Genomic DNA, 25,582 nt, shown 5'->3' with positions numbered 1-25,582 from the left:
GATACGTTATCAATCGGCGGCATCGGAGATCGGTCGGATCAATCGCAGAAACTCGCGCAACAGCGCGGGCATATCGACCTGATCCGGCGACAGCAACCACTGCTGCTGTAAACCGTCCAGGACCGCTATCAGCAGCGTCGCGGCATCCCGATGTGAGACGCCGCGCGGTGGCTCGCCGCCCAGGTCGCGTTCCAGCATGGCGGTCAGCATCGCCCGAATCTGCGTATACCGATCGACGAAGTAGTCGCGCGCGGGATGGCCCTGTGTGACGCTCTCGGCCGCCAATACCGTGAACGACTGCACGATGCCGGGCCGCTCGGCATTGCGCTCCACTAGATCGGCGAGGAAATCGAGGGTCGTGGCATTGCCCTGGGCGGTAGCGAGCAAGACGTCGAGGTCGTTCCGGTCGCGCAGTGCGAGCACATTCGCCAGCAGGGTCTGTTTATTGGGGAAATAGTGCAGCACGCCCTGCTGGCTGAGTCCGACCCGTTCCGCGACGATCGCGATGGTCGCACCCTGGTAGCCGCGTTCGGCGAAGACCTCGAGGGCCGCCTCCAGGATGGCCCGGCGCCGATCCTCGTGCCCGGCCCGGCCCGGCGGGCGTCCCTCGGGCCGCTTCATGCGGCGTGCTCTTCTGCTGCGTTCATTGTTCGGAGCGTAACGAACCGCCATTGACAGCGGTGGATTCGGCGAGTCTACTATCTATCAACGCTAGATCTAGCATCGATAGATATCAGAGCAGTGATAGAAATGAGTGCGTCATGTTCTTGGTGGTAGGCGGAACCGGCGTTGTCGGGCGGCAAGTGGTCGAGCGAGCGGTCGAGTCGGGCGCGCGAGTGCGAGTGCTGACACGCGAAGCGGGGCATGCGCCGCCGGGAGCCGAGGTCGCGGTGGGCGACCTGCACGATGCCGACTCGGTGGCGACGGCGCTGGCGGGGGTCACCCGCGTGGTGTGCACCGTGCACGGCGGAGAGGGCAAGGGGCGCAACGGTCCGCGCGGTATGGAGGGGTCGGCACTGCCGGGACTGATCGACGCCGCGGAGACGGCGGGTGTCACGAATTTCGTGTATGTGTCCGCGACGAGTGCCGAAGTCGACAGTCCGGTAGATCTTTTCCGGGGCAAGGCGCGGGTGGAGGCTCGGCTGAGTCGCGGTCGGATGCCGTACACGATTCTGCGGCCGACCCATCTGATGGAGACCTGGGTGCCGATGCTGGCCGATTCGCTGGTGAAATCGTCGCGCGCACTCATCTTCGGCTCCGGGGACAATCCGGTTCCCTTCGTCTCCGGTGTCGATATCGCCTCAGCCGCAGCGCAATTCGCGGCGCAGTCCGGGAGCGGGCGAACCGTGGAACTGGGCGGGCCCGACGACTGGACGCTGCGCGAGTTGAACGCGGCAATCGCGGGAGGGCTCGGCATCGCGATTGCCAAGGAAAACGTGCTGTCGGCTCGCATGCTGCGCATGTCCGCCGCCGCGGTACGGCCGTTCAATGAGGTGCAGGCTCGTCGAATGCGGTTGGGGGCATTACTGGATTCTCGACCGCAGACGGTCGACGCGGCGGGGGTATGGTCGGAGCTCGGCATCGCGCCCACCCCGCTGTCCGACTGGCTCGACCGCCACTTGCCCACCCGTCACAACGTGTCGCGATGACACCCCCTGGTGTGCCCATCGCAACGTCGTCGACAGTCTGCGCGCCATCGAACGGCAGCAGGAGATGATGTCGTCGCCAGTGTATTTTGGGGAGGGACGCACTTCTCCCGGCACCCTGGGGATTCCGTTAGTAATCACACAGAAACCGACAAAGTTCGGATGTGGGTTTCGTCCTTATGCGCGCCGGGCGATCACCGGATCGGCCGGAAGGCCGAGCGCGGCGCGATCGACGGTCTCGCCCGGTCGCTCGTCCGGGCGAGACCAGCCGCTGCCAAGCCCCGTCGCTGGGGTGTTGTCGTCCAACCAGGTCACGACATCGCGATAGGCGTCCAGCAGGTACGCCAGATCGTGCCGCAGAACCAGTTGGGATCGGCCGAACCGCTGGCAATCCCACTGTTGCCGATCGCCTGGGGCTCGACCGGGGCCTGAGCCGGCTCGAGCTGGAGCGAGGTTTGAGCCGGCTCGAGCCGGAGCGGGGCCTGAGCCTGTGCGGGAGCCACGGACATCAGCACCGCACCGGCCAGCAGGGCACCCGCAACGATGTGGCGATTGACTCGAATCATCTCAAACCCATTCTTCTTTAATAAAGTTTCGGTCACGGATATGACCTCGGTGACTGAATCGAGCGCCGGGCTCCGCCCGTTACAAACTCCAAAAGCCCTGCATCGCAATAGAAGCGGATCGTCCGGACCGGCACACCGGTCCGTCTGGATCGCCTCGAGCGTCGGTGACAGCAGCTTGCGGCCCTGCTCGCACGCCAGATGAGTCTTGGTGGTCCAGCCACCCCCGGCGCGTCGCATCTCATGGTTCGAGGTATACCCGTTCACACGGTAAACGGGGGTTGAGACTCCGCGAGAAAAGTCACGCTAAGCCGCCCGGGCGCTCTCGGCATTGCGCGAGCAGGGCTATCCGGTGTCCGACGACGACGCGATGCGGCTGCCGCCGTTCGTGCGCGCTCATATCGGCATTGACGGGCACTACAGCTTCCGTTTGCCCCACCTCGGCGGAGCTCATCGGCCGTTGCGCGATCCCGACGCACCCGAAGAGGAAGGCTGACCGAGGATTTCGGGTCGGCGGATTGTGTCGGTGGCGGCAGTTGCGTGCCTGCCCGCTTCCGAGGGGCCTTGCGAGGCCGCGGCTTCCGCGGCGGCGCGGGTGAGGGCCGCGACGGACGGCGATGTGCTGTGGGCGGGCCAGGCCAGTAGAAGGACACTCGGTGGGATGTCGGTGACCGCAATGGTGGTCAGGTCCTCACGCAGCGGCGTGGTCAGCGACCGGGGCAGCACGGCGACCGTGCGCCGCAGGGCGATCAGGTGCATCAGTTCGCTGATGCTGCCCGCCGCGTTGGCATCCGTGGGGTGCTTGTGCAGGTTTTCGCCCGCGAGGTCGGCCATCCGCAGGCACGCCCGGTGTGCGAGTGGGTGGGACACGGGCAGCACCGCGACCGGTGCATCGCTCAGCAACATCTCGGTGTCCAGTCCACGCACGTCATCGGGCGGCGCATACAACAACGCGGCGTCGGCCTTCCCCTCGCGCAGCATGCGGGCGCGGTCGCCGCCGAAGACCACCTCGATCGGCAACACGCCATCCTCGCGTTCGTAGGCCGCGAGGATATCCGGGAGCAGCCCCGCGTCGCCGCCGGGTTTCATGGCCAGGATCAAGCGCGGATCTCGGGTGCCGGCCCGCTGCGTCCGCGCGGTCGCGGCGGATACCGCCTGCAACACCGTGCGTGCGTCGCGGGCGAGCACCTGGCCGGCCTCGGTCAGCGCGACCGCGCGACTGGTCCGTTCGAACAGGATGACGCCCAGGCGGCGCTCCAGGCGCTGGATGGCCTTGGACAGCGCGGGCTGCGCAATGCCGAGGTGGGCGGCGGCACGCCCGAAGTGCAACTCGTCGGCCACCGCCACGAAGTACGCCAGTTCCCGCGTCTCCAACCGATCCATTCCCTCATGTTATCGATCACGGCCCGGACGGTCTTGGACGTGCCACACCGAGTGGTGATCGGATGGGCTCGTCCCCCGCTTGGGGATTGAGAACGAACACGAATGAACACGAATATAGGGAGGACCACCATGCCCACGATCGCTCTGGTCGCGGCCGGGACGCGCCTCGGTCTGTCGCTCGGTAGGGTTTTCGGCGGTCACGGCTTCGACGTCGCCTTGATCGCCCGCTCCGAGGAACGACTCGGCGGACTCGTCGACAGACTGGCGGCCGAGGGTGTCGAAGCAGCCGGGTTTCCCGCCGACGTCACAGATCACTCCACATTGGCCACCGCGCTGGACAATGTTGCGGCGCGGTTCGGCGGAATTGACGTGTTGCAGTACTCGGCACCATACGTGCAGGTCGCCGACGGTGACAGCTGGATGACCGGGGTGCTGGACGTGACCGTGGAAAATCTGCGGCCGCAGATCGAAGGCTCCTGCTACGGCGCGATCACCGCGACCCGCGCAGTGCTGCCCGCGATGGTGGCGGCCGGTGCCGGCACATTGCTGTACACCACAGGTGCCAGTGCGGTCACGCCGACGCCGTGGGCCGGCAGCGCGGGCGCTGCGGGCGCCGCCCTACGCAACTGGGCCGTCAACCTCAATAACGCCCTGGCCGACAAAGGCATTTACGTCGGCTATGTCGCACTCGGTGCGTGGATCGTGGGCACACCGGGCATTCCCGAAAACGTGTCACCGATGGAACCAGACGACATCGCTCAACTCCTTTGGGACATGCACACCACCCGCAGCCCCGCCGAACGTCTCATCACTCCCTGACAACGGCAAGCGCCGTCGCATATAGGGGGTTGTCCGGGGCCGATGCCCCGTCGTGGCTGAGACAACCCGTTTCGGCGCGTTCACGGTCATCACGTTGTTCCGCTGACGCGAAATGACTTGTGGCACTCTGCAATAGGGGGCGTGGCCCCCGCTATCGATGTCCGCGGGCGGCGGGAGCGGTCTGGGCGCACCATCGGGCCAGCGCCTCCGGTCGACGGGCGAGCGTACTTGGCCAGGCTGCGCACCGAGGTATGCCCGGACATCTTCATCAGCATCGGCGTGGACGCGCCGTCCTCGGCCGCATGGGTCAATGCGCTGTGCCACAGCTGATGCAGCGTGAACGGGCCGCCGTCGAGACCAGCGGTGTGGGCGTCGAACAATTCGGCCGCACGACGGTAGGACAGCCTGGCCCGTCCGGTGGTCGGGTCGACATGTTGAGAGAAATAGCAAGGAGTTTTAACAGTGAGCGCTGAAGTCGACCTGACGGGGGCGAAGTGGTTCAAGTCCCGCCACAGTTCGGGGGCACAGGCGAATGCGTGGAGGTCGCGCACCTCGACGGGGGCATAGTCAGGGCCCAGGACTCCAAGAACCCAACCGGCCCGGCGCTGGGCTTCACCCCCTCGGAGTGGGATGCGTTCACCGCTGGCGTGAACGATGGCAAGTTCGGTCGGCCCTAGACCGCAGACTGACCTGCGGGGCGCACTCGAGCTGCTACGCCCCGAGGAACAGGAAACCTCTCAGCCGACGAAGCTGAGGGGCGCGGTAACCGCGCCTGGCCTCGTTGCGTCACCGCAGCGCGGCCACCACCTGTCGTGCCATGTTCTGCTCACCGAAGGTGTTGGGGTGCAAGGGGACAAAAGACGGGGTCGACAGCGAGGGGACCAGCCCGTTGATCCACTGCTGGTCGGGTGCGGCGCACATATCGTGCCCAATGCTGGAGGTGGCGGTATCGACGAAGATCGCGCCGTGCGCGGCGGAGACGTCGCGCAGCAGTGCGTTGAGGTTGACCAGCACGCCCTGCAGGTAGTCGGCATCGCGCGGCCAGGCGGGCTGCTGCTCCGGGCATGCGCCAGCGCGCGAGGCGGTCGGGTATCCGACGATCACGATGGTGGCTTTCGGTGCGTGCGAGTGGATTTCGTCGATCGCGGTGCCGTACACCGGCGCCAGGGCTGAGGTACGTTCTGCGAAGATGTCGACGCCGCCCGCGGTGAAGGCATCCGCACATGACGTGCCATTCGGCTCCGGCAGCGGATTGCCGCACCGCAGCGCCTGCTTGGCGAGGCCGATGTCATTGCCGCCCATGGTCATGGTGACCAAGGTGGTGTCGGGGGTGAGCGCATCGAACTGCGGCGCCGCGGTTCCGGAGACAACGCCGCGTTGTGAACTCGTGAGGTCGTCCAGGGTGGCCCCGCCGCAGGTGACGTCCTTGAAGGTCTCGACACCGAGCTGCTTCGCGACCAGTGCCGGATAGTTGACCGCGGAGCGCGAACACGTGGTGAGTTCGGCCTGCGGAAACACCCCGGCGCCCGCGGCGAAGGAATCTCCCAATGCGACATAGTGGATGCCCGCCGTCGGTTCGGCAATGGCTTGCCCGGTGATTGCGGCGCTCGTCGAGAGCGCCATCGCCGATGCGATGACCGCTGGTCTCGCCTTTCTCATCAGGTGCTTCCAGCTGCCAAAAACTTGCATTGTGTCTCCTTGTGAACCCATGACCGGACGAATTCAGGCGCATAACTCGCTATGGTGCTCGAACCTGTCGATACATCCGACCTATGCGGGCAGAGTCTAGCCACTATCCGGTAATTGCGAATAACTTTCACGTTCGCATCGTCGGGTTTTCTCGTATCGCCGACCCGGTTGCGTCGCAGCCTCGAGGAATGTTGGGGGATAGGGCATTTCGGCACGCCGGAGGTGAACGTGCACAGTTCCGGATTCATGCGATCGGGTGGGGCACTGTTGCGTTCCTCACTAATTGTCCGCTACCTGCGGAAAGCTCGATGACGCCGATCGATCGGCTTGACAGCGCCCGCTCGAACTGGCTACCGTCGCCATTGTTCGCGCTGAGTCATCGCCCGCCTCGGCATTCATGGTTGGACGGCCGTCCATGTGGCCGCACCATATGTTCGACTGCGGGGAGGCTGTCGTTATTGCCGCACATTCGTCGCATTCGCGGAGAAACTCGGCGCGCCTTTGTTCGCGTCCCGTCAATAAACTCTCGCGCCTTTTTCCCGACCGCCAAGATTCCATCCGTTCATATCGACGTTAGGCGCCAGGTTGTCCGTCTCGATCTCACCCGCCAAGTCAGTGGACGATCTCCCCGGCCCCACCCGGTGGCCGTTGCTGGGAAATCTCCCGCAGATGCGACCCTCGCTGCTGCACCGTCAGTTCGACCAGTGGTGCGATGAGTTCGGCCCGCTCTACCAGCTCCAGATGCCGGGGCGGCGCATTGTCGTCGTCAGCGATCCCGACCTGAATCGCGAGATCTTCCGGGACCGCCCCGGTGGGTTCCGGCGGCAGTCGGCGATCGAATCGGTCATGGACGAGATGGGATCCAACGGACTGTTCTCCCTGGAGGGTGAGGCGTGGCGACTGCGCCGCAAGCTGGCGATGCCTGCCTTCAATGCCGCCCACCTACGCAGCTTCCATCCGACCCTGGAGACGATCACCGGACGCCTGCAGCGACGCTGGGAACGGTGCTCGCCCACGGACATTCGTGGCGACCTGACCCGGTACACGGTGGATGTCACCGCCAAACTGACCTTCGACTACGACATCAACACCATCGAACAGTCCGGCGATATCATCCAGCGGCATCTGGAGCTGATCTTCCCGCTCATCAATCGGCGGATCAACAGCCCCATCCCGTACTGGCGCTACCTCAAGCTCCCCGACGACCGGGCGCTGCAGCGTGCACTCGCCGCACTGCGCACCGACCTGACCGGCGTCATCAGCCGGGCGCGCGCGAATCTGCCGGATAAGCCGACGAATTTCATCGAGGCATTCCTGCTGGCGCAGGACGGCAGCACCGCCTTCACCGATGACCAGCTGTTCGCCGAGGCGCTCACCATCCTCATCGCCGGTCAGGACACCACCAGCAATGCGATGGCCTGGCTGCTCTACCACTTGGCGGGCAATCCCGCTGTGCAGGAACGCATTCGGGAGGAAGTTGCCGAGATCCCCGCCGCGCTGGACCGGCAGCCATATCTGGAAGCCGTTGTCGCCGAATCGATGCGGCTGCGCCCGACCACACCCATTGTCGGGTTGGAGGCCATCGCGGACACCATCATCGACGGCGTGCGCATTCCGGCGGGCACCTGGGTGATCGTCAATGTGCAGCATGCGAGTGTGCAGGAGCAGAACTTCGCGGAGCCGCTGCGCTTCGATCCGGACCGCTGGCTGAACACCGGCCACGGCACGCATCGGCCCGAGGTCTCCACGCCATTCGGCTCGGGTCCGCGCTTCTGCCCGGGGCGTGGGTTGGCGATGTTGGAGATCAAGAGCGTCACCGCCATGGTCTGCCGCAACTTCGATGTGCGCCTGCCCGCAGGTGCGCAGCCGCCGAAGGATCGCTTCCACTTCGCCGTCATCCCCATTGATCTCGATCTCGACCTGACCCGGCGCGCCGCCGCCGTGTCCTGACCGCTGAGGAACTAGATGTCGTTGCATCGACTGACCGCGACCGACGGTGTCTGGCTGTCGCTCGAATCACCCGATATGCCGATGCATATCGCCTTCCTGCTGGAGTTCAGCGCGCCCGAGGGCGGTGCGGCGCAATTCCTGCGGCAGTGGCGGGCCGGACTGGACGCACCGGCGAGCCTGCCGCAACCGTGGAACTTCGTACCGTTGAAGTTTCCGCCGCCCGGCGTCGCGGCGCTGGTGCGCGAGGTCGACGATATCGACCTCACCGAGCACATTCGGGAATGGACGCTGCCAGAACCGGGCAGCCAGGATCAGTTGACCGAGCTCGTTTCGACGATCCATCGCAAGCAGCTCGATATGAGCCGTCCGCCATGGGAATTGCACGTCATCGAGGGGCTGGCACAGGATCGCTTCGCACTGCTGCTCAAGGTGCATCACAGCCTGCTCGACGGCGCATCGGCCATGCGGCTGTTCACCGATACGTTCACCGAGGACGAGGCCGCACGCGATGTGCCGGACCTCTTCACCGTCCGCCCCGCCGCCGAGTCGGCGGAAACTGCTGTGCCCAAGGCGAATCCGTTCAGCGCGCTGCTCGATGCAGTGACCGGCCTGCTGGCCTTGGTGCGTGGCATCGGATCCGCCGCCCGTGACGCCCTCCGCCGGGCACGCGGCAATAAGACCATGGCGCAGAAGGCCTATCAGCAGCCCGACACCATTCTGAACGGCACCATCACCGGTGCGCGCGACCTGTCCAGACGGCGCTATGACCTCGCGCTGTTCAAGCGACTGGCGAAGGCGGGTGACTGCACGATCAACGACATCGTGCTCTACCTGGTGAGCACGGCGCTGCGTGACTACCTGTCCAACCACGCCACCCTGCCCGAAATCTCCTTGACCGCAGGCGTGCCCACCGATCTGCGCGAGGAGGACGATGTGCGCGTCGGCACCCGCGCGGGCATGATGTTCACCGCGCTCGGCACCGATATCGCCGATCCGCGCGATCGGCTCAGCGCCGTCAAGTACTACATCCGTGCCGCGAAACAGCATATGGGCGCAATGGCACCGAATGAGGTCATCGGCTACGGGCTCGCGGTCACCCTGCCGTGGATCCTCGGTCTCAGCTTCGGCTTCACCAATACCGCCGCCTCGCATCCGATGGGCATCTCCAATGTGCCGGGACCGCGAAACCCGCTGTACTGGAACGGCGCTCGGCTGGAGACGATCTACCCGATTTCGCTGCTGATGCACGGCAACCCGCTGAACTTCACCTGCATCGGCTATTCGGGTGGGTTGCATTTCGGCGTGCTCGGTGCCCAGGACAAGCTGCCGCCGATGGCATATCTCACCGCGGCCATGGATACCGCACTCGATGAACTCACCGATCTGCTCCTGCCGGACAGTGTCCGCGCCGTGGGGTGAGATCCATGCCGAACTACGATGTGGCGATTATCGGCTCGGGATTCAGCGGGCTGGGCGTCGCGGTGAACCTGCGCCGGCTCGGCAATGACAATTTCGTCATCCTCGAACGCGCCGCGGCCGTCGGCGGTACCTGGCGCGATAGCGTCTATCCGGGATGTGCGGTCGACGTGCCCTCGGTGCTGTACTCGTATTCCTATGCGCCGAATACGGATTGGACTCGTGTCTACGCGACCCAGCCCGAATTGCGTGCCTATACCGAGAATATTGTCGACACCTTCGATCTGCGGCGGCATGTGCAGCTGAACAGCGATGTCGCCGAGGCCGATTTCGACGAGGCTGCCGAACAGTGGGTGCTGCGGTTGACCGACGGCAGGCTGATCCGGGCCCGTGCCGTCGTCATGGGCTATTTCTCGCTACATGCCGAGGCGATTCCGGATATTCCGGGCCGGGCCGACTTCGCCGGGCCGCAGATGCATTCGAGTAAATGGGACCCGTCGTTCGAGCCGGAGGGCAAGCGGATCGCGGTGGTCGGCGCCGGAGCGAGTGCGGTGCAGATCGTGCCCGCGCTCGCCAAGAGTGCCGCCGAGCTCATATCGTTCCAGCGCACCCCGGCATGGGTGATTCCGCGCCTGGACCGGCCCATTCCGCCGACGGTACGCAAGGTATTGCGATACGTGCCGCCGATCCGACTGGCGGCGCGCGGATTCGTCTTCCTGTTCCTGGAGGCGATGCACTTCGCCGAATTCCATCCGCGGCTGGTGTCGGTCTATGAATGGCTGGTCCGACGAGTGCTGGTCCGGCAGGTGCCGGATCCCGAAGTGCGGCGCAAACTCACGCCCGACTACGCGTTCGGCTGTAAGCGGCCGATGGTCTCCGATGAGTACTACCGGTCGTTCGCACGCCCGAATGTGCGGCTGAGCACCGAGAAGATCACCGAGATCACCGCGAACGGCATCCGTACCGCCGATGGTGAACTGCACGAGGTCGACGCGATCGTATGGGCCACCGGATTCCACGTCCAGGATTCGATCGCGCACTTCCCGGATTTCCGGACCGCGCAGACCTCGACCCGCAAGAAGTTCCAGCGCGACGGATTCCGCGCCTATCGCGGCATCGCGTTCGCGGGTCTGCCGAATCTGTTCGCGGTCACCGGACCGAATACCGCGCTGCCGCACACCTCCCAGTTCCTCGCCATCGAACCGACCACGAAACTGGTCGCACGAACCATCGAATACATGCGGGCCAGGGGAATTCGCCGCTACAGCCCGTCCGAACAGGCCGAACGCGCATGGGTCACCCGCGCACGGAAGCGGCTCAGCACCCGGGTGTGGTCGACCGGCGGCTGCACCAGCTACTTCATCGATGAGCACCGCACCAACACGCTGACCTGGCCAGGTGGGACCTGGAGCATCCGGCTCGATCGCCGCCACATTCGCCCGCGGGACTATGACCTGACACGCGTGGCGGCCGCTATCCGTCCAGGACGACCAGGCATCGAATAGAGATCCGCGCCCAGGAGCGGAGTGCTGGCTGAGCAGTTCCGCACCATCGACCCGGACGCTCAGCAACTAAAACGGTGACGGCCCCAGTCGATTATGTATCGGACCGAGGCCGTTGATCGTGGCAAACCGTTACGCGGTGGGCCGAGTGAAGTCACCGTCTTGCATGCCTGCCGTGAAGGCATCCCACTCGCCAGGGGTGAACACCAGTGCTGGGCCGCTGGGGTTCTTCGAGTCTCGGACGCCGACGTGCCCGGCTTGCAGCCAGGCTACCTCGACGCATTCTTGCTGGCCGCCACTGTATTTCGATTTGAACCACTGTGCGCCGACTAGGCCGATGGTCACTGTTCGTATCTCCTTGCTATTTTCCTGATTCGATCCCGAGATGGCTGCTCTTCCAGCGATGCTTGTTGAAGAGTTTCATGGAGTGCGCGAAAGCGCTTCACATCTCCGGCGTCATCGAATGTCATTGTGCCAATGGCAGCTTCGGTATGAACTACAGAAGGTTCGTTGTCGGGAAAATCGAGCAAGATGTGCGGCGGCATCACGCTTCCCGTCGGGAGACCAGCTGTGAACGGAAGTACTCTGATCGTCACGTTGTCGCGAGTACTCAGATCGGCAATGTGCCGCAGCTGGGTACCCATGATCTGGCTGGATCCGACGAGTGTGTAGAGAACGTTCTCCTGCAACAAGAACTCCGCTCGAACCGACATGTGCGGCCGGGTGAGTATCCTTGTGCGCTGAATTCGCAGATCCACCCGGTTATTGATCTCATCCAGCGGGTCGTCCGGCCGGTGCAACCGTTCCAAAGTCCGGGCATAGTCCGCTGTTTGGAGCAGGCCGGGTATGACGATCGGCTGATAGAACCAGAACTCCGATGCGAACGATTCCAGCTCGAGATACGTGTTGAATCGTGGCAAGATCAGATGTCGGTAGTCCTGGTACCACACCTTGGTACTGGCCTCGCTCGCAAGCGCTTTCAAGTACTCGATCCGCGCTTCCGGTAGGCAGTAGTACCGGCTGAGGTAGTCGACTTCCATATCCCGGACCCTCGCGTACTGCCCCAACTCGATTCGACTCAGGGTAGCGCGGCTGATCCTGGTCGCTGCCGCTACCTGGTCGAGCGTCAAACCTCGCGCCTGGCGCGCGTCTCGTAGTGCTCGCCCCAGCTGACGACGCGGAAGTGTCGTGCCGCTGAGGTCTGCCTTGCTCGGCATTCTTTGGCCCCCTGCTTTCTCAACCGATACCCCTAAAGCTTCTCAGTCGGAGAGTCAGGCTAGATGAATCTCAAGAATCATGCTGGGCATTTGCGCCTCTTGTCCGAACACCTCCCACAGCGGCTCCACGCCGCGACCGAGGCGCGCGACCATATGGCCACGGCCGAGCAACGCGAAAGCCCCTGAACAGTCGAAACCCGGCTTCGGACAGGCGGCTTCGGACTGCGAGGTGCCACCCACGACCGAAGGCATCACAACCATGACGAACGAGCAAGTGACAGAGATAGTTACCGGACGCGTCGGCACTCGACCGAAGGCGGTCGGCTTGGTGCGCGGTGCGGTGTCGGGACTGAACGCACCCCGGCATGCTGACGCGATCCAACGCCATGCTCGCTCCCTCGGCTATCAGCACATCTATACCGTGCGTCCCCCGCAGGATGACCCCGATCCGGTCGCCTACGCGCTCGGCATCGCGGCAGGGCTGGATGCGCTGGCGATCGTGGTCTTCGATTTGGCTCAGGTCGACAATCAACCGGCGCGCGTTTGCGAGGACTTCGACCTCGAAACTGTGTGCCCCGCAACGACATGGGCGCGGACCGTACGTCCGGTCGTCGTCGAAGCAGGGGCGGCATGATGCGCGAGGAGGAGACGATCGTGACGCCGCCTGGGGTATGCCGGTACACCGACATCGAGTTGGCACACGAGCAGATGCGCGCCCACCGCGCCTGTCGCCTCGGACGGTGCGCATGGAAGGCGGCCGCGTATCACACGCTGGTCGAAGCGGGCCGACTCGCGCCGCAGACTCTGACTCCACGTGAGCGGGCCGCCGCGCGGGGAATCCGGTTCCCACCCTTGGGCAGCGAGCCACGCGCATACTGCGGGCCGACGTATCGAACCCTGCGCGAGGTGCTGGACCGGCTCTCGGACCTGGCGCTACCGGTCCCCGGTGCGGGCGCGAACGTCGGCGGCCACGGTTAGCGCCGGAGTCCGGATGAGCGAGCGTCGCACGGAGGTAGACGGCTGGCAGGCAACCTGGCGTCTCGATCGCCATCGCATTCGAATAATGCTGGTACGCAACGCATCGGATCCGCTACCGCTGATATCGGTCACCACTGCGGATATCGCACCTGACCTGGCGCAGGTGCGTGAGCAGTTCCCGAAACTGTCGCGGTTATGGGACGCGCTACGACACGAATACTGGGCGGAATGCCTGGCCCCCAAGACCATTCCCGGGGCCGCGCAACCTAATACCGCATCCACATAGGTCGCCGCCGCCCCCGGTGCGCACCTGTCGACACCTTCCCCTATCGAGCGGAGTCATAGGGCGGCTCCAAACCCGGACCCAGCCACCGTTCGACTCACCTCGACGGCCCCTGGCCGACGGCGGACGCGCGGCCGTCTCGGCCAGCCAGACGACCTGGGCGAAAGGAGCTCTGGTGATAACGGATCCGGTCTCGGCTCGGGTACGACTGCTCAGGAAGAGGGCCGCGCGAGCGGGCTACTGGCTGGTTCGCGATGCCGGGGCGCCCTATGCCTGGACCTTGCTGGACGGTGAGGACGGCGCATACGTCTACTCGGCGGCGACCCTCGACCTGATCGAGCGATGGCTTTCCGAGTAAGGAAGACCCGTCATCAGTTCATCGGAGGTTCCCGGAGTGTGGGCAGCTGAAGTCGGCGGTGCGTCCGTAGTGTGTGATCCTGGCCTGATCCATGGGAACTCGCGGCATCCATGGGGAACTCGCGGCGGCGATGACCGCACGTCCTGTCGGCCGTGGGCCGTCACCGACGCCGCTATCGCACGAATCTCTTCGTCCCGCTGTGTCAGCGATCGGAGATCGCCTTGTGCTATCGCCTCGACCGCCGGTCCACTTGCCGCGCAGTCGATTCGCGGAGAATGTCTGACAACTTATTCGCGGTCCAATGCCCTTGATTCGCTGTACAGAGCGTTATCGTGTGTCGTGGTTGCATACCAACCGTGATGCACGTTACTGTACCAACTCGTTGATGGGAACGAGGTAGTTCCTTATTGCCGGGAGGGTTTGGCAGGCATGATCCGACGTCGACGTCCGATTAGGGCAGTGGCCGCTGCGATAGCCACGATCACCGTGTTTGCCGGAGCCGTCGTCGCGGCCGCGCCGACCCAGGCGCTCGGGCTCGATGCCCAGTTCACCGCGACTCATGCCGGGCCGCAACAGTATCCGAACGTCTATATCGACTGGGACGTCCCGATCACCATGAGTGACGGCACGGTATTGAAGGCGAATGTCTACCACCCGGCGGACGCGTCCGGCCATCCGATCGCCGACCCGACGCCGACCATCGTCAACCTGACGCCCTACACCAAATTGGTGGCGAATATCGCCGACTCCGTCCTGGCCATCCCCGGCCTGGCCGAACCGCTGATGCAGGCGCTGCACGGCTTCGACCTCTCGGCCTATGGCCTGAGCGGAATCAGTGATCTGGCACAGGCTTTGGCGGGCGGCACGGCCCGAACCTTCGCCGTGGACCGCAAACTGGTGCAGAGCGGCTACACCCAGGTGGTCGTCGATGTCCGCGGCACCGGTTTCTCGCAGGGCACCTGGCAGGTATTCGGCGAGCGTGAGCAGCAGGACGGCGTCGAGGTGGTCGACTGGGCGGCGGCGCAGCCGTGGTCCAACGGCAAGATCGGCATGAGCGGCATCTCCTATTCGGCGATCAACCAGCTGCAGACCGCCGAGCGCAGACCCGCTGCGCTGCAGGCGATCTTCCCGATCGTGCCGGGCAGCGATCTGATCCGCGATGTGGCCGCGCCCGGTGGTGCACTCGGCATCGGATTCATTCCGGAGTGGCTGCTCGCCGTCGACGGATCGAAGCTGATTCCGGATGTGGTATCGATGCTGGCCGGGAAGTTCGACTGGACCTGGCTGGCCGACCGGGTCCGTGACCCGTTCACCTTCTTCAATATGATCATCATGGCCCTCGGCACGCAGAGCATGGATGATATTCCGGCCGAGATGTATTCGGTGCTCGACGACCGGAGCCCATTGCGCACGGCCTGGATCGGACATCCCGAGCGGATCGATGTGCCGACCTTCGTCTACGGCGGCTGGCAGGATATTTTCGCCTACTCCGCGCCGCGGGTCTACAACGCGATCAATATCGCGGACAGCCAGAAGAAGCTGGTGATGGACAACAACTATCACATCACCACCGGCTCGGGCATGGGTGACGCCGGCGGACCGGCGGCCCTCGATGTGTTGCAGCGCGCATGGTTCGACAAGTGGCTCAAAGGCATCGATAACGGCATCGATGACTACGACCAGGTGACCCTGTGGCAGCAGGGCGGCGGCTGGACGCACACCTCGAGCTTCCCGCGTCCCGATATGGATTACCGCCGTATGTATTTGAACGCCGCGACCTCGGGTACCGCGCCGGGCAGTGCCTACGACGGCAGCCTCACCACCGGGCCGGGTGGACCCGCGCGGGTGTCGATCGCACCCGGCCTGAGCACGCTCTGCTCGCGCGACGGTGCCCAGGGCACGGCGGGCATCCTGCCGCTGCCGGATATCTGCACCAAGGATTCGCGGATCGCCGAGACCAATGGCCTGACCTTCACCAGCGCGCCGGTGAATGTGGCGACACCCATCTCCGGCCCGATCGCGGTGCATCTGAATACGGTCTTGGACGCCACCGACGGCTACTGGACGGTGACGCTGAACGATGTTGCGCCGGACGGACGTTCGACACAGTGGACGCACGGCCAGCGCACCGCGTCGCTGCGCGCGGTCGACGAGAGCAAGGCCAGCCGCTCGGCGAACGGCGACTATACCGATCCCTTTCCGTATCTGACGCTGGATACCCGCGAGCCGATCGTGCCCGGCCAGCCGACGGTCATCGATATCGGCATTTTCGCCACCGACGGCGTACTGCAACCGGGACACCGGCTGCGTGTCGACGTCTTCGCCGGGAATTTCCCGAGCAGTCTTCCGTTGCGCCCCTTGCTGAATGAGAGCGGACTGCGCCCGCAGCACATCGAATTGGATCCGAATCAGCCTAGCTGGGTCAACATTCCGGTCGAGGGCGATCCGGGCTGGTGATTCAGACCGGGCCGGAGCCGAGCAATACCAGCGCGGCGCGCGTGAGTGTGGGCGCCAACGCAGGTAGCTCCTGCGGCCCGGATTCGATCAGGGTGGCCCGGACCCGGTCGTCGATGCCGCCCAGCAGCACATCGATCAGTCCTGGATCGGGTTCGGCGCGAACTTCGCCCGCGCGCACACCGATTCGCGCCGCCGCGACCATGCGGTAGCCGAACATGCGGTGCGTGCGGGCCCGGCGGGCGATGAGTCCCGGTCCGGCGGCGAGGGTTTCGATATGCAGCGCCCGCGCTGCCGCCGGTTCGGCGGCCAGGAACTCCAGATATGTCCGCAGCGTCGTGCGCACCAATTCGACAAAGGTATCCGCGCCCGATTCGGTGACCACGCGGTCCAGCTCCCGGGTGATCACGTCCACCGCGAAATCGAATGCGGCGGTGAAGCATTCCTCTTTGCTCTCGAACAGCCCGTAGAACGTCCGCCGCGCCACCCGCGCCCGGCCGACGATATCGGTAATCGTGGTCGGGCCGTAACCCAACTCTGCGACCGCCTCCAATGCGGCGATATAGAGCCGCTCACGCTGTGACGTCGTGACCTCGTCCCGGGTCAATCGATGCGGCCCCCGGGGCAGGCGTTCCGGAGAAGCGCTGGTCAAGACGGTCATAATATCGACGATTCTGCCACACCCAGCACTTTCGCCCAGAAATTCCGGCGCGGTGCTCAGCTCAGCGCAGGGCGCTGCCCTGGAGCCACTCATCCCACGACACGCCCCAGTCGCCGTTCTGCCAGACCTCCAGCGGTGCGCCGCCGGTATTGCGGACCTCGACGACATCGCCAGGAATCGCAAAGTTGAAGAACCACTGGGCATTCGTCAGGCTGAGGTTGAGGCAGCCATGTGAGAGGTTCTGGCTGCCCTGCGCCCAAACGGTGGAATCGAGCTGGTGCAAATAGATTCCGTCGGTGCTGATGCGGGTGGCCCAGCCGATGGCCTCCTTGTAGCCGAGCCGGGAATTGACCGGCAGGCCATAGGTGGAGGAGTCCATGATCACCGGATTGCCCTTGTCCATCACGGTATAGACGCCCGGCTGGGTCCAGAAGCTGAGCGTCTTGCCCGCGATCACCTCACTGCCGCCCCTACCCATCGAGGTGGGCATGGTGCGGATCAGATTCCCGTTCTCGAAGACCTGAACCTGTTTGGTGTTGTCGTCGGCGATGGAGACGTGCGACGGGCCGATGGTGAAGGTGGTCTTGCTGTCCTCCTGGCCGTACAGACCGCCGCCGAGGTCCGCGCCGTAAATATTGGCCGCGACGGTCACCTTGGTGCCCGGCGCGTAGTACTGCTGCGGCCGCCAGTGCGCGTTGCGCTTGTCGAGCCAGTACCAGGAACCCTCGACCGGCGGGTTGGTGGTTACCGAGAGCCGCTTCTCGGCGACGGCCTTATTGGGGACGTCCTCGTCGAAATGCGCGACGACGACCGTGCCGACACCGAAGGTGCCGCCGTCGGCCAGCGGCGTGCCGCCGGTGGTGGTCAGATACACCTTGGTCTGATTGTTCGGCGCGAGCGTGCTGAAGGTCGAGGTGGTCGGGCCGACACGGCCGGTGATGGTGAGGCTTTCGGCGGAGATCGTGTAGGTGTGTCCGTAGCCGAGCGTTTCGGTGGGCTTCCAGGCCGTCTTGTCCGGGGTGTAGATGCCCTCGACCGACCGGCCCGCCTCATTGGTCAGGGTCACCGAGGTGAGCATGCCGTCGTTCGCGGTCACCACGACCGGTGCGAGCGGATCGACACCGTTGCCCCCGCTCGGGGTGATGACGATCGGGGGCGGTGGCGGCCCGGCCTGGGTGGTCGGTGCTTCCGGTTCGGCCGAACATCCGGCCACCACCAGCGCCGTCACCAACGCAAAACCCGCAGTTGCTCTCCACCGGAAACGGCGACTCGACATGACTCTCCTGTGTTTCGCCGTGCGTTCCCTGCAACACACCTACGACGTACTGGCTCCTGCCGTAGTTTACCGGCCGTTTCGCCCTGATTTCTCCGCTGCAGATGTGACCTGCGCCGACCTGCGGATCAGTTGACGCAGGGCACAGAGCTGCCGATCGTGGTCGCGACCGGCTTACCGGAATCGGGTGCTGGCTGGGCGGAAGTGGTGGCGGTAGTGGTCGGCCTCGCGCTCGAGGTCGGCGTGAGTTCGGCGGGCATGGTGAAGTCGCTGCCGATGACGACGGTGATATGCCCCGCTTCGACATTCGGCGATGCCGTGGCGGTGAGGCCGAGGGTATCGGCCAGTTGCGCGGCGTCGGTCTCCGCGCCGAAACCATAGGTGATCGTGGTGGTCGCTCCGTCGGTCCGCGTCCCAGTGCCCACGGTGCCCTGCGGATAGCCGCGCTTGGTGAGCGCGCTGGAGAGCTGGGCGGCCCGACCGGGATAACCGCTCGCATTCTGGACATCGACGGTGCTGGTCGGGGTGTGGACCGATGTCGTCGGCGCGGCCTCGATGCCGAAGGCGGCGCGCACTTCCTTCTTGATGGCCGCCGGATCGACGATATTGACGTCCTGACCGTCGATATTGTCGTAGCGCAGCACCGGCAGGGTCCGGAATTCGACCGAGATCGAGCCCGCCGAGCCGAGGTCGCGCGCGAAATCCAGCAGATCCCAGCCGTCGGACAGCACGATATCGCGGTGTGCCACATCCCTCAGGCCGGAGAGCTTCCCGAAATTGGTCAGCGTGCCGGTTTCCTTCAACGATTTGGCGACCGAGGTCAGGAAGGCCTGCTGGCGGTGGGTTCGGTCGAGGTCGCCGTTCTCCAGCCCGTGCCGCTGGCGCACGAATGACAGCGCGTTCGCGGCGTCGAGATGCTGTGGGCCCGCGGGGAATACCGCTCCGGAGTAGTAGGTGTCGTCGACCGCGTGATTGAGGCAGACGTCGACGCCGCCGAGCTTGTCCGCCACATCGTAGAAGCCGACGAGTGAGATCTCGGCGAAGCGGTCGATGGGGACGCCGACCAGGTTGCGCACGGTCTGCACGATCGATGCGCGGCCCGCCTCGCGGCCCGCACGCTCGAGGGCGACCTTGTCCTTTTGGCCCGAGTTCTCCAATTTGGTCTCGGTCGCCGCCTTTTTCAGCCCGTAGGCCTCCTTGATCTTGGCGTGGTCATAGCCGGGGATGCCGGAGACCGCGACATAGTCGTCGCGCGGAATGGAGAAGGCGACGATCTTGTGCATATCGGCGGGAATATGCAGCAGAATAAGCGAATTCGCGTTGTATCCGCCGTTCTCGCCGTCGCCCGCGTGCAGCTGGTCCAGGATCTCCTTCGGCAGATCCTTGCCATCGAGGTCCTTACGGGTGTCCAAGCCGATCAGCAGGATATTGAGGTCGCCGCCGAGTGAGCGCGGAGCGTCCTTGCCGATCGCATTGGTGTGGGTGAAGCCATTGTCGAATTCGGTCATGGCCGACCAGGCGAATCCGGTACCGGAGAGCACGGCGAGGGCGGCAGTCGACACCAGGACGCGCATTGCGATCTTCGCCGCGCGGCGAACGCGGTGTCGGTTCGGGGTTGCGTGCCGGTGCCGGGCATGGCGCGCCCTCGGTTTGATCTTGGCCAGTTCGACGGTGTCGTCATCCATGGCGGCCGACTCGGTCCCGGATCATTTTCGCCGCCTCAACTCTCGTCTCGACTCATTCGACACAGCGCACGTCCGGGGGTATCCCGCTACCGACTAATCGTCACCCTCAATCTTCCCAGTGATACCGGCTGCATCCGGCGCAGGCAAGAATCGGACATTGTGACCTGCGCAGATTCATGTCTAGGGTCATAATCATGACTGGTCGCTTACTTCTTGTCCCAGGTGCCGGTCCCGGTGTCGGCCTATCCGTCGGCCGCCTTTGCGCGCGTGCCGGATAAACGGTCGCACTGGCCTGCCGCTCGGCCGAGGAGGCCGGGCCGTTGGCGCGGGATTTGGCTCCCGAGGGCCATCGCGCCGTCACGGTACAGATCAATGGCGTACTCGGCGCGGGTGCGTTCACTAGGGATCGGGTGGCCGCGGCGCTGCCCGCAGCCGCCATCCGCGCCCCCGACGACTGGACGCCGCACGTCGCCTACGACGGCTGATGTGACGCGCCGACCTGCGACTCACCCGCTCGGGATGCTGCTTCGAACCGAACGGTCTCTATTACGGTATCCCCGTTCGCACCGAGGATCATCGGCCGGGCGGGCCGTGGCGAGGGAGGACGACGTATGCGGCGGTTCGCGGTAACGGCGGGGTTGGTCAGTACGCTGGTGATCTCGGTGCTGCCGAGTCTCGCGGTGTCCTCCGCGCAACCGGTTGCCGCGCCCACCGCACTGCTACAGGCCGAGCTCGATGTGCTGATCCGCTCGTCCGCCGTTCCGGGTGCGCAGCTGGTCTTCACCGCCGATGGCGAGCAGAACCAGATCAACAGCGGCGTGGGCGATCTCGCGACGGGCGCGGCATTCCCGGATGCCGCGCAGGTGCGGATCGCCAGCAATACCAAGACATTCGTGGCGACAGTGGTGCTGCAATTGGTGGGGGAGGGGCGGGTCGAGCTCGACGCTCCGATCGAGCGGTACCTGCCAGGTGTCGTGCACGGTCCCGGCGGCGATGGGAACCTGATCACCGTTCGAAATCTGCTGCAGCACACCAGCGGCATTCCGGACTATCTGTCCCGCTTGGATCTGAACTCCCCCGAGGCGTTGCAGCAGTACCAGACCGCGGACCAGCTGATCCGGCTCGCCATGGACGCGCCCGCGCTGTTCCCTCCCGGCTCCGGCGTCAGCTACTCCAATACCGACTATCTGGTGGCCGGGAAGTTGATCGAGCAGGTCACCGGGCGGCCGGTGGGTGCCGAGGTGACCGGGCGCATTCTGGTGCCGCTGGAATTGCACGACACCTACTGGCCCGAGTTCCCACAGGAGACCGTGATCCGCGGCCCGCACCCGCGCAGCTATCAGGTCTTCAACGGCGCCCGGGTCGACATCACCGATATCGACCCGGGTTGGGGCCTGGCCGATGGCGCGATGGTCTCCACGGGCGCCGACCTGAACCGCTTCTTCGAGACACTGATCACCGGAGGACTGCTCGCCCCGGCGGAGCTTGCCGAGATGATGCACACGGTACCGAGCCGGAATCCGTTGTTCGGCGATGATGTCGGCCTGGGTCTGTTCCACCGCACCAATCGGTGTGGCGCCGATGTCTGGGGTCACGGCGGTGCCATGGACGGCTTCTTCGTCTTCGGCGGCTACACCCCTGCCCGCTCGATCACCGTCAGCCTCAACCAACTCCCACCATTTTTCGGTTTGGCGCACCAGCTGGTCATGGATCGGTTGGTAGACGACGCCATCTGCGGGTAGCCATCGCCGGTTGCCCGGATCGGTCGACGTATCCGCGCCGCGTATCCCGCCGAATCACCTTGTCGCGCAATACGGGTCGTTCCACGTTGCGTGCGGCGGGCCGGACGCTGGCCTTGCGTTCGGCCAGCGACCGGGTCCAGCCGAACCGACGTCGGTTTACCTCGGCTGTTCCGCAGTGGTCGGCGTGGGCCGAGTGGTCGGGGTCGGCGCGGGTTGGGTGGTCGTCGGCTTATCCGCGTATCTGCTGGTGCCGTCCGGGGCGAGCATCGTGTTGACGAAATCCACGCCAGCGGCCAGTAGCGTTGGTCCACCCACGACAATCGTTCCGATGATCCCGCCGATCGCCGCACCGGTGCTGAGTCCGCCGAGGCAGCCCGCGGCGATGGTGACGACGCAGCCGATGACCGCGCCGATGGCGGTGCCGACGAAGCTGCCGATCGCCGTGGCCAGACCGAACTGACTGGCGAATTCATTGCGGGCGCGCTGGTTCTCGACCATCGATGCCACCGGTTTGACGGCCAGCGGTTGGCTGATGTCGAGTCCAGCGGGCTGCCGCGGCGCCAGTTCGAGCACCGTGCCGTCCTTCTTCACCACCGGCTCGACCGGGATTTCGGTATCGGCGATCCGGAACTGCAGTGGCAGCGTCACCACGACGTGGCCGTTGGTATCCGCAAGATCGACCACATTGACAACGTCGGCGATATCGACGGCCTTACCGTCCCGATCGACCAGCGTGCCGTTCTTATCGGCCAGCCGACTTTCGCCGCCCGTCGCGAGTTCACTGCCTGTGGTCTTGGACAGGGTGAAGGTGCCGCCGCGCACACTGGCGACGACGGTCTTCTCGACCAGTTTGACCGAGTAGGTGATGTCCTGGCGCGCGGGCGCGGTGTCCGGCTCGGCGTACGAGACTCCGGCGCCCATGGTCACGGCACCGATGACAAGGATCGCCGCCGCAGTGCTATCGCAAAGCTTCATTCGGTATTCCATTCCGTCATCAGGGTTTTCGCCTCCGCACCGCCCGCACGCAGGCTCGACTCTCCCCGCTCGAGATATTCCGCGCGATGTACTCATATGCGCGGCAAGGAGGTCGAGGGGAGCCTAGCCGAGCCTGCGGCGTGCGGCGAGCAGATTGGAAACGAACCTGAGGTCGGGCTACGGCACCGCTACTTCCTCCGGCGTGTCGACCTGCGGCGCGGGGCGGGTGCGCAGCAGAGCCAGCCCCAGCAGCGCGGCGGCAATGCTGAAACCCGCACTGATCCACGCACCGGTCGACATGGCCGCGGTGAACGCCTCCTTGGCCGGTTCGGTGTAGCCGAGTTGGAAAGCGGCGCCGATGGATCCACGCGCGGCATCGGGTGCGTCCTCGGGCATATGCGAGGTGAACACACCGGCCAGCACACTGCCGAGAATCGCGATACTGATCGCCATGCCGACCTGCTGCAGCGTGTCGTTCATGGCCGAACCCACGCCCGCGTGCTCGAGCGGAATGGCGCTCATGATCGCGGCATAGGCGGCCGGACCCGCCAGGCCACCGCCGACCCCCATGACCAGCATGCTGGCCAGGACCGCGAGGTACCCGGAACCGAGGGCCAGGATGCCGAAGGCCACACCCATGACCAGCAGACCCCAGACGATGAGCGTCTTATTGCTGACCTTCTTGCCCAGTGTCGCGCCGAGGCCGTTGCACACCGCCGCCGCCACCGCGTACGGCAGCAGCGCCAGACCCGCCTTCATCGGCCCGTAGCCGAGCACGAACTGCAGGTACTGGGTGAGCATCAGCATGAGCGCGCCCATTCCGAACACCATCAGCAGCAGCGTGCAGCAGGTGCCGGTGAAATCGCGATTGCGGAAGACCGCCAGCGGCAGCATGGGATGTGCGGATCTGCTCTCCCAAACCACGAAGGCCAGTCCGGTGACGACGGCGAGGCCGATCATCGGAATATTCCACTCGCGCTCGATGATCACGTAGACCGTCGAGCACAGCGCGATGATGGACAGCAGCACGCCGACCAGGTCGACCGGCCGCTGCTCACCGGTGGTTTCCGGCATCAGCACCAGTGCGGCGACGATCGCGAGCACCGCGACCGGGATATTGAGCAGGAATACCGAGCCCCACCAATAGTGCTGCAGCAGAAACCCGCCCAGCGTCGGTCCGAGCACGATGCCGACCATCGAGACGGTGGACCAGCCCGCCATCGCCTTGCGCCGCTCGTCCTCGGCGAAGGTGGTCATCAGGATGGACAGTGTCGATGGCATCAGCAGCGAACCACCGACACCCATCAGGGCGCGGGCCGCGACCACCTGCCACGGCTCGGTGGCCAGCACGGCCGCCAGCGAGGCCGCGCCGAACAGGGCCAGACCGAGCACCAGCATGCGGCGCCGCCCGAACCGGTCCGACAGGCTGCCCGCGGTGAGCAGCAGTCCGGCGAAGACGAGCACATAGGCGTCGAGGATCCACTGGATATCCGATGGTGTCGCATCGAGTTCGCGGATCAGGGACGGGATGGCGATATTGAGCACGGTGCCGTCGATCATCAGCACCAGCAAGGACAGACAGAGGACCCCCAGAACCCACCAGCGGCGAGGATCTCGTACAACGTTCGATTCCACTCGAACACCGTACGATGAAATCGCACAATGTGCGAGAGAATTATGCTGAGCCCGTGACAAAGCAGGAGTTCTCCTCGGTATGGACCCGCGCTCCGCGCCAGCCGAAGGCGGCGGGACTGCGCCGCGACCAGATCGTCGCCGCCGCCATCGAACTCTTGGACGCTGAGGGTCTGGGCGCTCTCAGCATGCGCAAGCTCGGTGCCAGGCTCGACGCGGGCGCGACCAGTCTCTACTGGCATGTTGCGAACAAGGATGAACTACTCGAACTCGCCATGGACGAGATCTGGGGTATGGTGCGCCCCCCGGATCCTGAGCACACCTCATGGCGGGAGGTGGTGACCACCTTCGCCTACAGCCTCCGGCGGACCATGCTCGACCATCCGTGGGTGGCCACCTTGATCGGCTCCTTGCCGAGCGTCGGACCGAATGCCTTCGAACTCAGCGATCGGCTGCGCCGCACCTTTGTGGGGGCCGGTTTCACCGGCGTGGACATCTACCTCGCGAGCGGCACCGTGACCAGTTATGTACTCGGCCAGGTCGTTCCGGAGATCGCCTCCGCGAAGGCATTCGGCGAGGAGGGTTTCGACCCCGAAGCGGTGCTCGATCTCATAGATACGGTGGCCGCCGACTATCCGGAGATGCTCGCGGACTATCGCGCCACCATGCCCGCCGATCAGCAGACCGGGCGCGCGCTGGCCTTCGACTTCGGGCTGATCTGTGTCATGGATGGACTGGAATCGCGACTGCGCAAGCCGCACAAGTGATCTCGCTTTTTGATCGAGCCGAGCGTGCTGATCTGGTTCCGATGGGATCGGTAGTCGGCCATGCCTTGGTTCTGGGCGGCGCGTAGCTAGCCGGGGGTTGGAGCGCTGGCCTCCTGTGGAATGACGGTGTTCGTCAACAGGTCTGACAGGGTGTTCGGCAGGGGACTGTTGCCAGCGAGGTTGGGTTCCATGCGGCCGCGCCCGGTGGTGTGGTCGTAGAGTTCGAATTCCTGCACGATGATCACGAGGATGTTCGGCTGCGCGGCATCGACCCGTGCCCGGCCCAGTGCGCTCGTCTCTCGCGTCGCGGCACCGGCCGCCGCCGTGCCGTCGGTGCGGAACTGCCGTCGATTCACCGTGCCCACGCATCGCTCCCGCACGCTAATGAGCTGTCGCGGCTCGGCTCCTTCATGCCCGCTTCTTCGGCGCCGGTGCTGGCGGGAATAGATCGCAGACGGTCTCCGTTGCATTGGTTGCCACATCCACCAAATAGATGGCAGACTTGTCGGAACGGAGGCGTTATGCGGTTCGGAATCGTCGCGTTCGGTGCGCGATGTTGTTCGACCGGCGACGTCGACGGGGCGTGCGG

The 25,582-nt window shown here is 65.1% G+C and carries 29 protein-coding genes; 15 read left to right on the top strand and 14 right to left on the bottom strand.

Features of this window, described 5'->3' with window-relative positions; translation table 11 throughout:
• Nucleotides 1–9: 9 nt before the first annotated feature.
• Entirely contained in the window at nucleotides 10–621 is a 612-nt protein-coding gene (locus tag ACWEO2_RS16555) for a TetR/AcrR family transcriptional regulator (protein ID WP_452406068.1), read from the bottom strand.
• A gap of 140 nt (nucleotides 622–761) precedes the next feature.
• Here ACWEO2_RS16555 and ACWEO2_RS16550 point away from each other — a divergent pair, with 140 nt between their 5' ends.
• Nucleotides 762–1,649, top strand: coding sequence for an SDR family oxidoreductase (locus tag ACWEO2_RS16550; RefSeq protein WP_452406067.1), 888 nt, complete (start codon nucleotides 762–764; stop codon nucleotides 1,647–1,649).
• Nucleotides 1,650–1,823: 174 nt separating this feature from the next.
• Here the strand turns inward: ACWEO2_RS16550 and ACWEO2_RS16545 are convergent, their stop codons facing one another.
• The 3 genes from ACWEO2_RS16545 to ACWEO2_RS16535 all read right to left on the bottom strand — a co-directional run bounded on the left by ACWEO2_RS16545 (nucleotide 1,824) and on the right by ACWEO2_RS16535 (nucleotide 3,592).
• Complete coding sequence (locus tag ACWEO2_RS16545) at nucleotides 1,824–1,961, bottom strand: hypothetical protein (protein ID WP_452406066.1); 138 nt, start codon at nucleotides 1,959–1,961, stop codon at nucleotides 1,824–1,826.
• Nucleotides 1,958–2,248: a hypothetical protein gene (locus ACWEO2_RS16540; RefSeq protein ID WP_452406065.1), complete on the bottom strand. Its 291-nt coding sequence runs from the start codon at nucleotides 2,246–2,248 to the stop codon at nucleotides 1,958–1,960. The genes ACWEO2_RS16545 and ACWEO2_RS16540 overlap by 4 nt, the downstream gene beginning before the upstream one ends.
• Nucleotides 2,249–2,659: 411 nt before the next feature.
• Entirely contained in the window at nucleotides 2,660–3,592 is a 933-nt protein-coding gene (locus ACWEO2_RS16535) for a LysR family transcriptional regulator (RefSeq protein ID WP_452406064.1), read from the bottom strand.
• A 129-nt stretch (nucleotides 3,593–3,721) separates the two neighbouring features.
• Here ACWEO2_RS16535 and ACWEO2_RS16530 point away from each other — a divergent pair, with 129 nt between their 5' ends.
• Nucleotides 3,722–4,411: an SDR family NAD(P)-dependent oxidoreductase gene (locus ACWEO2_RS16530; protein WP_452406063.1), complete on the top strand. Its 690-nt coding sequence runs from the start codon at nucleotides 3,722–3,724 to the stop codon at nucleotides 4,409–4,411.
• Between the two features lie 89 nt (nucleotides 4,412–4,500).
• Here the strand turns inward: ACWEO2_RS16530 and ACWEO2_RS16525 are convergent, their stop codons facing one another.
• Nucleotides 4,501–4,962 carry a tyrosine-type recombinase/integrase gene (locus tag ACWEO2_RS16525; RefSeq protein ID WP_452406062.1) on the bottom strand — a complete coding sequence of 154 codons (462 nt, stop codon included), beginning with the start codon at nucleotides 4,960–4,962 and terminating at the stop codon, nucleotides 4,501–4,503.
• On the opposite strand from ACWEO2_RS16525, the gene ACWEO2_RS16520 reads away from it, so the two are divergent.
• The gene (locus ACWEO2_RS16520; RefSeq protein ID WP_452406061.1) at nucleotides 4,906–5,088 is read left to right on the top strand and encodes a DUF397 domain-containing protein; all 183 of its coding nucleotides are present in this window, start codon (nucleotides 4,906–4,908) and stop codon (nucleotides 5,086–5,088) included. The genes ACWEO2_RS16525 and ACWEO2_RS16520 overlap by 57 nt on opposite strands.
• A 109-nt stretch (nucleotides 5,089–5,197) precedes the next feature.
• Here ACWEO2_RS16520 and ACWEO2_RS16515 read toward each other — a convergent pair whose 3' ends face one another.
• Complete coding sequence (locus ACWEO2_RS16515) at nucleotides 5,198–6,100, bottom strand: SGNH/GDSL hydrolase family protein (protein ID WP_452406060.1); 903 nt, start codon at nucleotides 6,098–6,100, stop codon at nucleotides 5,198–5,200.
• A gap of 615 nt (nucleotides 6,101–6,715) precedes the next feature.
• Here ACWEO2_RS16515 and ACWEO2_RS16510 point away from each other — a divergent pair.
• From ACWEO2_RS16510 to ACWEO2_RS16500, 3 genes are read left to right on the top strand one after another with little or no spacing between them, the layout of a single operon-like run.
• The gene (locus ACWEO2_RS16510) at nucleotides 6,716–8,050 is read left to right on the top strand and encodes a cytochrome P450 (RefSeq protein ID WP_452406190.1); all 1,335 of its coding nucleotides are present in this window, start codon (nucleotides 6,716–6,718) and stop codon (nucleotides 8,048–8,050) included.
• A 15-nt stretch (nucleotides 8,051–8,065) separates the two neighbouring features.
• Nucleotides 8,066–9,469: a wax ester/triacylglycerol synthase family O-acyltransferase gene (locus tag ACWEO2_RS16505; RefSeq protein ID WP_452406059.1), complete on the top strand. Its 1,404-nt coding sequence runs from the start codon at nucleotides 8,066–8,068 to the stop codon at nucleotides 9,467–9,469.
• 5 nt (nucleotides 9,470–9,474) lie between these two features.
• The gene (locus ACWEO2_RS16500; protein ID WP_452406058.1) at nucleotides 9,475–10,971 is read left to right on the top strand and encodes a flavin-containing monooxygenase; all 1,497 of its coding nucleotides are present in this window, start codon (nucleotides 9,475–9,477) and stop codon (nucleotides 10,969–10,971) included.
• Nucleotides 10,972–11,100: 129 nt separating this feature from the next.
• Here the strand turns inward: ACWEO2_RS16500 and ACWEO2_RS16495 are convergent, their stop codons facing one another.
• Complete coding sequence (locus ACWEO2_RS16495; RefSeq protein WP_452406057.1) at nucleotides 11,101–11,313, bottom strand: DUF397 domain-containing protein; 213 nt, start codon at nucleotides 11,311–11,313, stop codon at nucleotides 11,101–11,103.
• Nucleotides 11,310–12,185, bottom strand: coding sequence for a helix-turn-helix domain-containing protein (locus ACWEO2_RS16490; protein ID WP_452406056.1), 876 nt, complete (start codon nucleotides 12,183–12,185; stop codon nucleotides 11,310–11,312). The genes ACWEO2_RS16495 and ACWEO2_RS16490 overlap by 4 nt, the downstream gene beginning before the upstream one ends.
• A 63-nt stretch (nucleotides 12,186–12,248) precedes the next feature.
• Here ACWEO2_RS16490 and ACWEO2_RS16485 point away from each other — a divergent pair, with 63 nt between their 5' ends.
• The 6 genes from ACWEO2_RS16485 to ACWEO2_RS16460 all read left to right on the top strand — a co-directional run bounded on the left by ACWEO2_RS16485 (nucleotide 12,249) and on the right by ACWEO2_RS16460 (nucleotide 16,261).
• Nucleotides 12,249–12,371, top strand: a complete 123-nt coding sequence (locus tag ACWEO2_RS16485) for a hypothetical protein (RefSeq protein ID WP_452406055.1) — start codon at nucleotides 12,249–12,251, stop codon at nucleotides 12,369–12,371.
• Between the two features lie 73 nt (nucleotides 12,372–12,444).
• Nucleotides 12,445–12,819, top strand: coding sequence for a hypothetical protein (locus tag ACWEO2_RS16480; protein WP_452406054.1), 375 nt, complete (start codon nucleotides 12,445–12,447; stop codon nucleotides 12,817–12,819).
• Nucleotides 12,816–13,163, top strand: coding sequence for a hypothetical protein (locus tag ACWEO2_RS16475; protein ID WP_452406053.1), 348 nt, complete (start codon nucleotides 12,816–12,818; stop codon nucleotides 13,161–13,163). Before ACWEO2_RS16480 ends, ACWEO2_RS16475 begins: the two co-directional genes overlap by 4 nt.
• 85 nt (nucleotides 13,164–13,248) lie before the next feature.
• A complete protein-coding gene (locus ACWEO2_RS16470; protein ID WP_452406052.1) occupies nucleotides 13,249–13,449 on the top strand; it encodes a hypothetical protein in 201 nt (66 codons plus the stop codon).
• A gap of 172 nt (nucleotides 13,450–13,621) precedes the next feature.
• Nucleotides 13,622–13,804: a hypothetical protein gene (locus tag ACWEO2_RS16465; RefSeq protein ID WP_452406051.1), complete on the top strand. Its 183-nt coding sequence runs from the start codon at nucleotides 13,622–13,624 to the stop codon at nucleotides 13,802–13,804.
• A 429-nt stretch (nucleotides 13,805–14,233) separates the two neighbouring features.
• Nucleotides 14,234–16,261, top strand: a complete 2,028-nt coding sequence (locus ACWEO2_RS16460) for a CocE/NonD family hydrolase (protein WP_452406050.1) — start codon at nucleotides 14,234–14,236, stop codon at nucleotides 16,259–16,261.
• 1 nt (nucleotide 16,262) lies between these two features.
• On the opposite strand, the gene ACWEO2_RS16455 is transcribed toward ACWEO2_RS16460, so the two are convergent.
• From ACWEO2_RS16455 to ACWEO2_RS16445, 3 genes are all read right to left on the bottom strand, one after another.
• Nucleotides 16,263–16,919, bottom strand: a complete 657-nt coding sequence (locus ACWEO2_RS16455) for a TetR/AcrR family transcriptional regulator (protein ID WP_354958767.1) — start codon at nucleotides 16,917–16,919, stop codon at nucleotides 16,263–16,265.
• 61 nt (nucleotides 16,920–16,980) lie between these two features.
• Nucleotides 16,981–18,195, bottom strand: coding sequence for a L,D-transpeptidase (locus ACWEO2_RS16450; protein ID WP_452406049.1), 1,215 nt, complete (start codon nucleotides 18,193–18,195; stop codon nucleotides 16,981–16,983).
• Between the two features lie 125 nt (nucleotides 18,196–18,320).
• Nucleotides 18,321–19,877: an LCP family protein gene (locus ACWEO2_RS16445; RefSeq protein WP_452406048.1), complete on the bottom strand. Its 1,557-nt coding sequence runs from the start codon at nucleotides 19,875–19,877 to the stop codon at nucleotides 18,321–18,323.
• A 320-nt stretch (nucleotides 19,878–20,197) separates the two neighbouring features.
• Between ACWEO2_RS16445 and ACWEO2_RS16440 the strand changes: the two genes are divergently transcribed.
• Entirely contained in the window at nucleotides 20,198–20,362 is a 165-nt protein-coding gene (locus tag ACWEO2_RS16440; protein WP_452406047.1) for a hypothetical protein, read from the top strand.
• 126 nt (nucleotides 20,363–20,488) lie between these two features.
• Nucleotides 20,489–21,619: a serine hydrolase domain-containing protein gene (locus ACWEO2_RS16435; protein ID WP_452406046.1), complete on the top strand. Its 1,131-nt coding sequence runs from the start codon at nucleotides 20,489–20,491 to the stop codon at nucleotides 21,617–21,619.
• A gap of 156 nt (nucleotides 21,620–21,775) precedes the next feature.
• Here ACWEO2_RS16435 and ACWEO2_RS16430 read toward each other — a convergent pair whose 3' ends face one another.
• Both ACWEO2_RS16430 and ACWEO2_RS16425 read right to left on the bottom strand, forming a co-directional pair.
• Complete coding sequence (locus ACWEO2_RS16430; RefSeq protein WP_452406045.1) at nucleotides 21,776–22,594, bottom strand: hypothetical protein; 819 nt, start codon at nucleotides 22,592–22,594, stop codon at nucleotides 21,776–21,778.
• Between the two features lie 177 nt (nucleotides 22,595–22,771).
• Nucleotides 22,772–24,229: an MFS transporter gene (locus tag ACWEO2_RS16425; protein WP_452406044.1), complete on the bottom strand. Its 1,458-nt coding sequence runs from the start codon at nucleotides 24,227–24,229 to the stop codon at nucleotides 22,772–22,774.
• 53 nt (nucleotides 24,230–24,282) lie between these two features.
• Here ACWEO2_RS16425 and ACWEO2_RS16420 point away from each other — a divergent pair, with 53 nt between their 5' ends.
• Complete coding sequence (locus ACWEO2_RS16420) at nucleotides 24,283–24,993, top strand: TetR/AcrR family transcriptional regulator (RefSeq protein WP_452406043.1); 711 nt, start codon at nucleotides 24,283–24,285, stop codon at nucleotides 24,991–24,993.
• Nucleotides 24,994–25,079: 86 nt separating this feature from the next.
• Here ACWEO2_RS16420 and ACWEO2_RS16415 read toward each other — a convergent pair whose 3' ends face one another.
• On the bottom strand, nucleotides 25,080–25,358 hold the full coding sequence (locus tag ACWEO2_RS16415) for a hypothetical protein (RefSeq protein ID WP_452406042.1): 279 nt from the start codon (nucleotides 25,356–25,358) through the stop codon (nucleotides 25,080–25,082).
• Nucleotides 25,359–25,582: the final 224 nt, after the last annotated feature.

It is taken from the genome of Nocardia sp. NPDC004278, from assembly GCF_053602975.1.
The sequence above is the reverse complement of the archived record's forward strand: the minus strand, read 5'-3'. Positions and strand labels throughout refer to the sequence as shown.

Bases quoted from the DNA above. Each gene is read 5' to 3' on its own strand.
- ACWEO2_RS16555 (WP_452406068.1), bottom strand. From the start codon at position 621: ATGAAGCGGCCCGAGGGACGCCCGCCGGGCCGGGCCGGGCACGAGGAT.
- ACWEO2_RS16550 (WP_452406067.1), top strand. From the start codon at position 762: ATGTTCTTGGTGGTAGGCGGAACCGGCGTTGTCGGGCGGCAAGTGGTC.
- ACWEO2_RS16535 (WP_452406064.1), bottom strand. From the start codon at position 3,592: ATGGATCGGTTGGAGACGCGGGAACTGGCGTACTTCGTGGCGGTGGCC.
- ACWEO2_RS16530 (WP_452406063.1), top strand. From the start codon at position 3,722: ATGCCCACGATCGCTCTGGTCGCGGCCGGGACGCGCCTCGGTCTGTCG.
- ACWEO2_RS16515 (WP_452406060.1), bottom strand. From the start codon at position 6,100: ATGCAAGTTTTTGGCAGCTGGAAGCACCTGATGAGAAAGGCGAGACCA.
- ACWEO2_RS16505 (WP_452406059.1), top strand. From the start codon at position 8,066: ATGTCGTTGCATCGACTGACCGCGACCGACGGTGTCTGGCTGTCGCTC.
- ACWEO2_RS16500 (WP_452406058.1), top strand. From the start codon at position 9,475: ATGCCGAACTACGATGTGGCGATTATCGGCTCGGGATTCAGCGGGCTG.
- ACWEO2_RS16490 (WP_452406056.1), bottom strand. From the start codon at position 12,185: ATGCCGAGCAAGGCAGACCTCAGCGGCACGACACTTCCGCGTCGTCAG.
- ACWEO2_RS16485 (WP_452406055.1), top strand. From the start codon at position 12,249: ATGAATCTCAAGAATCATGCTGGGCATTTGCGCCTCTTGTCCGAACAC.
- ACWEO2_RS16480 (WP_452406054.1), top strand. From the start codon at position 12,445: ATGACGAACGAGCAAGTGACAGAGATAGTTACCGGACGCGTCGGCACT.
- ACWEO2_RS16475 (WP_452406053.1), top strand. From the start codon at position 12,816: ATGATGCGCGAGGAGGAGACGATCGTGACGCCGCCTGGGGTATGCCGG.
- ACWEO2_RS16470 (WP_452406052.1), top strand. From the start codon at position 13,249: ATGCTGGTACGCAACGCATCGGATCCGCTACCGCTGATATCGGTCACC.
- ACWEO2_RS16460 (WP_452406050.1), top strand. From the start codon at position 14,234: ATGATCCGACGTCGACGTCCGATTAGGGCAGTGGCCGCTGCGATAGCC.
- ACWEO2_RS16455 (WP_354958767.1), bottom strand. From the start codon at position 16,919: ATGACCGTCTTGACCAGCGCTTCTCCGGAACGCCTGCCCCGGGGGCCG.
- ACWEO2_RS16450 (WP_452406049.1), bottom strand. From the start codon at position 18,195: ATGTCGAGTCGCCGTTTCCGGTGGAGAGCAACTGCGGGTTTTGCGTTG.
- ACWEO2_RS16445 (WP_452406048.1), bottom strand. From the start codon at position 19,877: ATGGATGACGACACCGTCGAACTGGCCAAGATCAAACCGAGGGCGCGC.
- ACWEO2_RS16435 (WP_452406046.1), top strand. From the start codon at position 20,489: ATGCGGCGGTTCGCGGTAACGGCGGGGTTGGTCAGTACGCTGGTGATC.
- ACWEO2_RS16430 (WP_452406045.1), bottom strand. From the start codon at position 22,594: ATGAAGCTTTGCGATAGCACTGCGGCGGCGATCCTTGTCATCGGTGCC.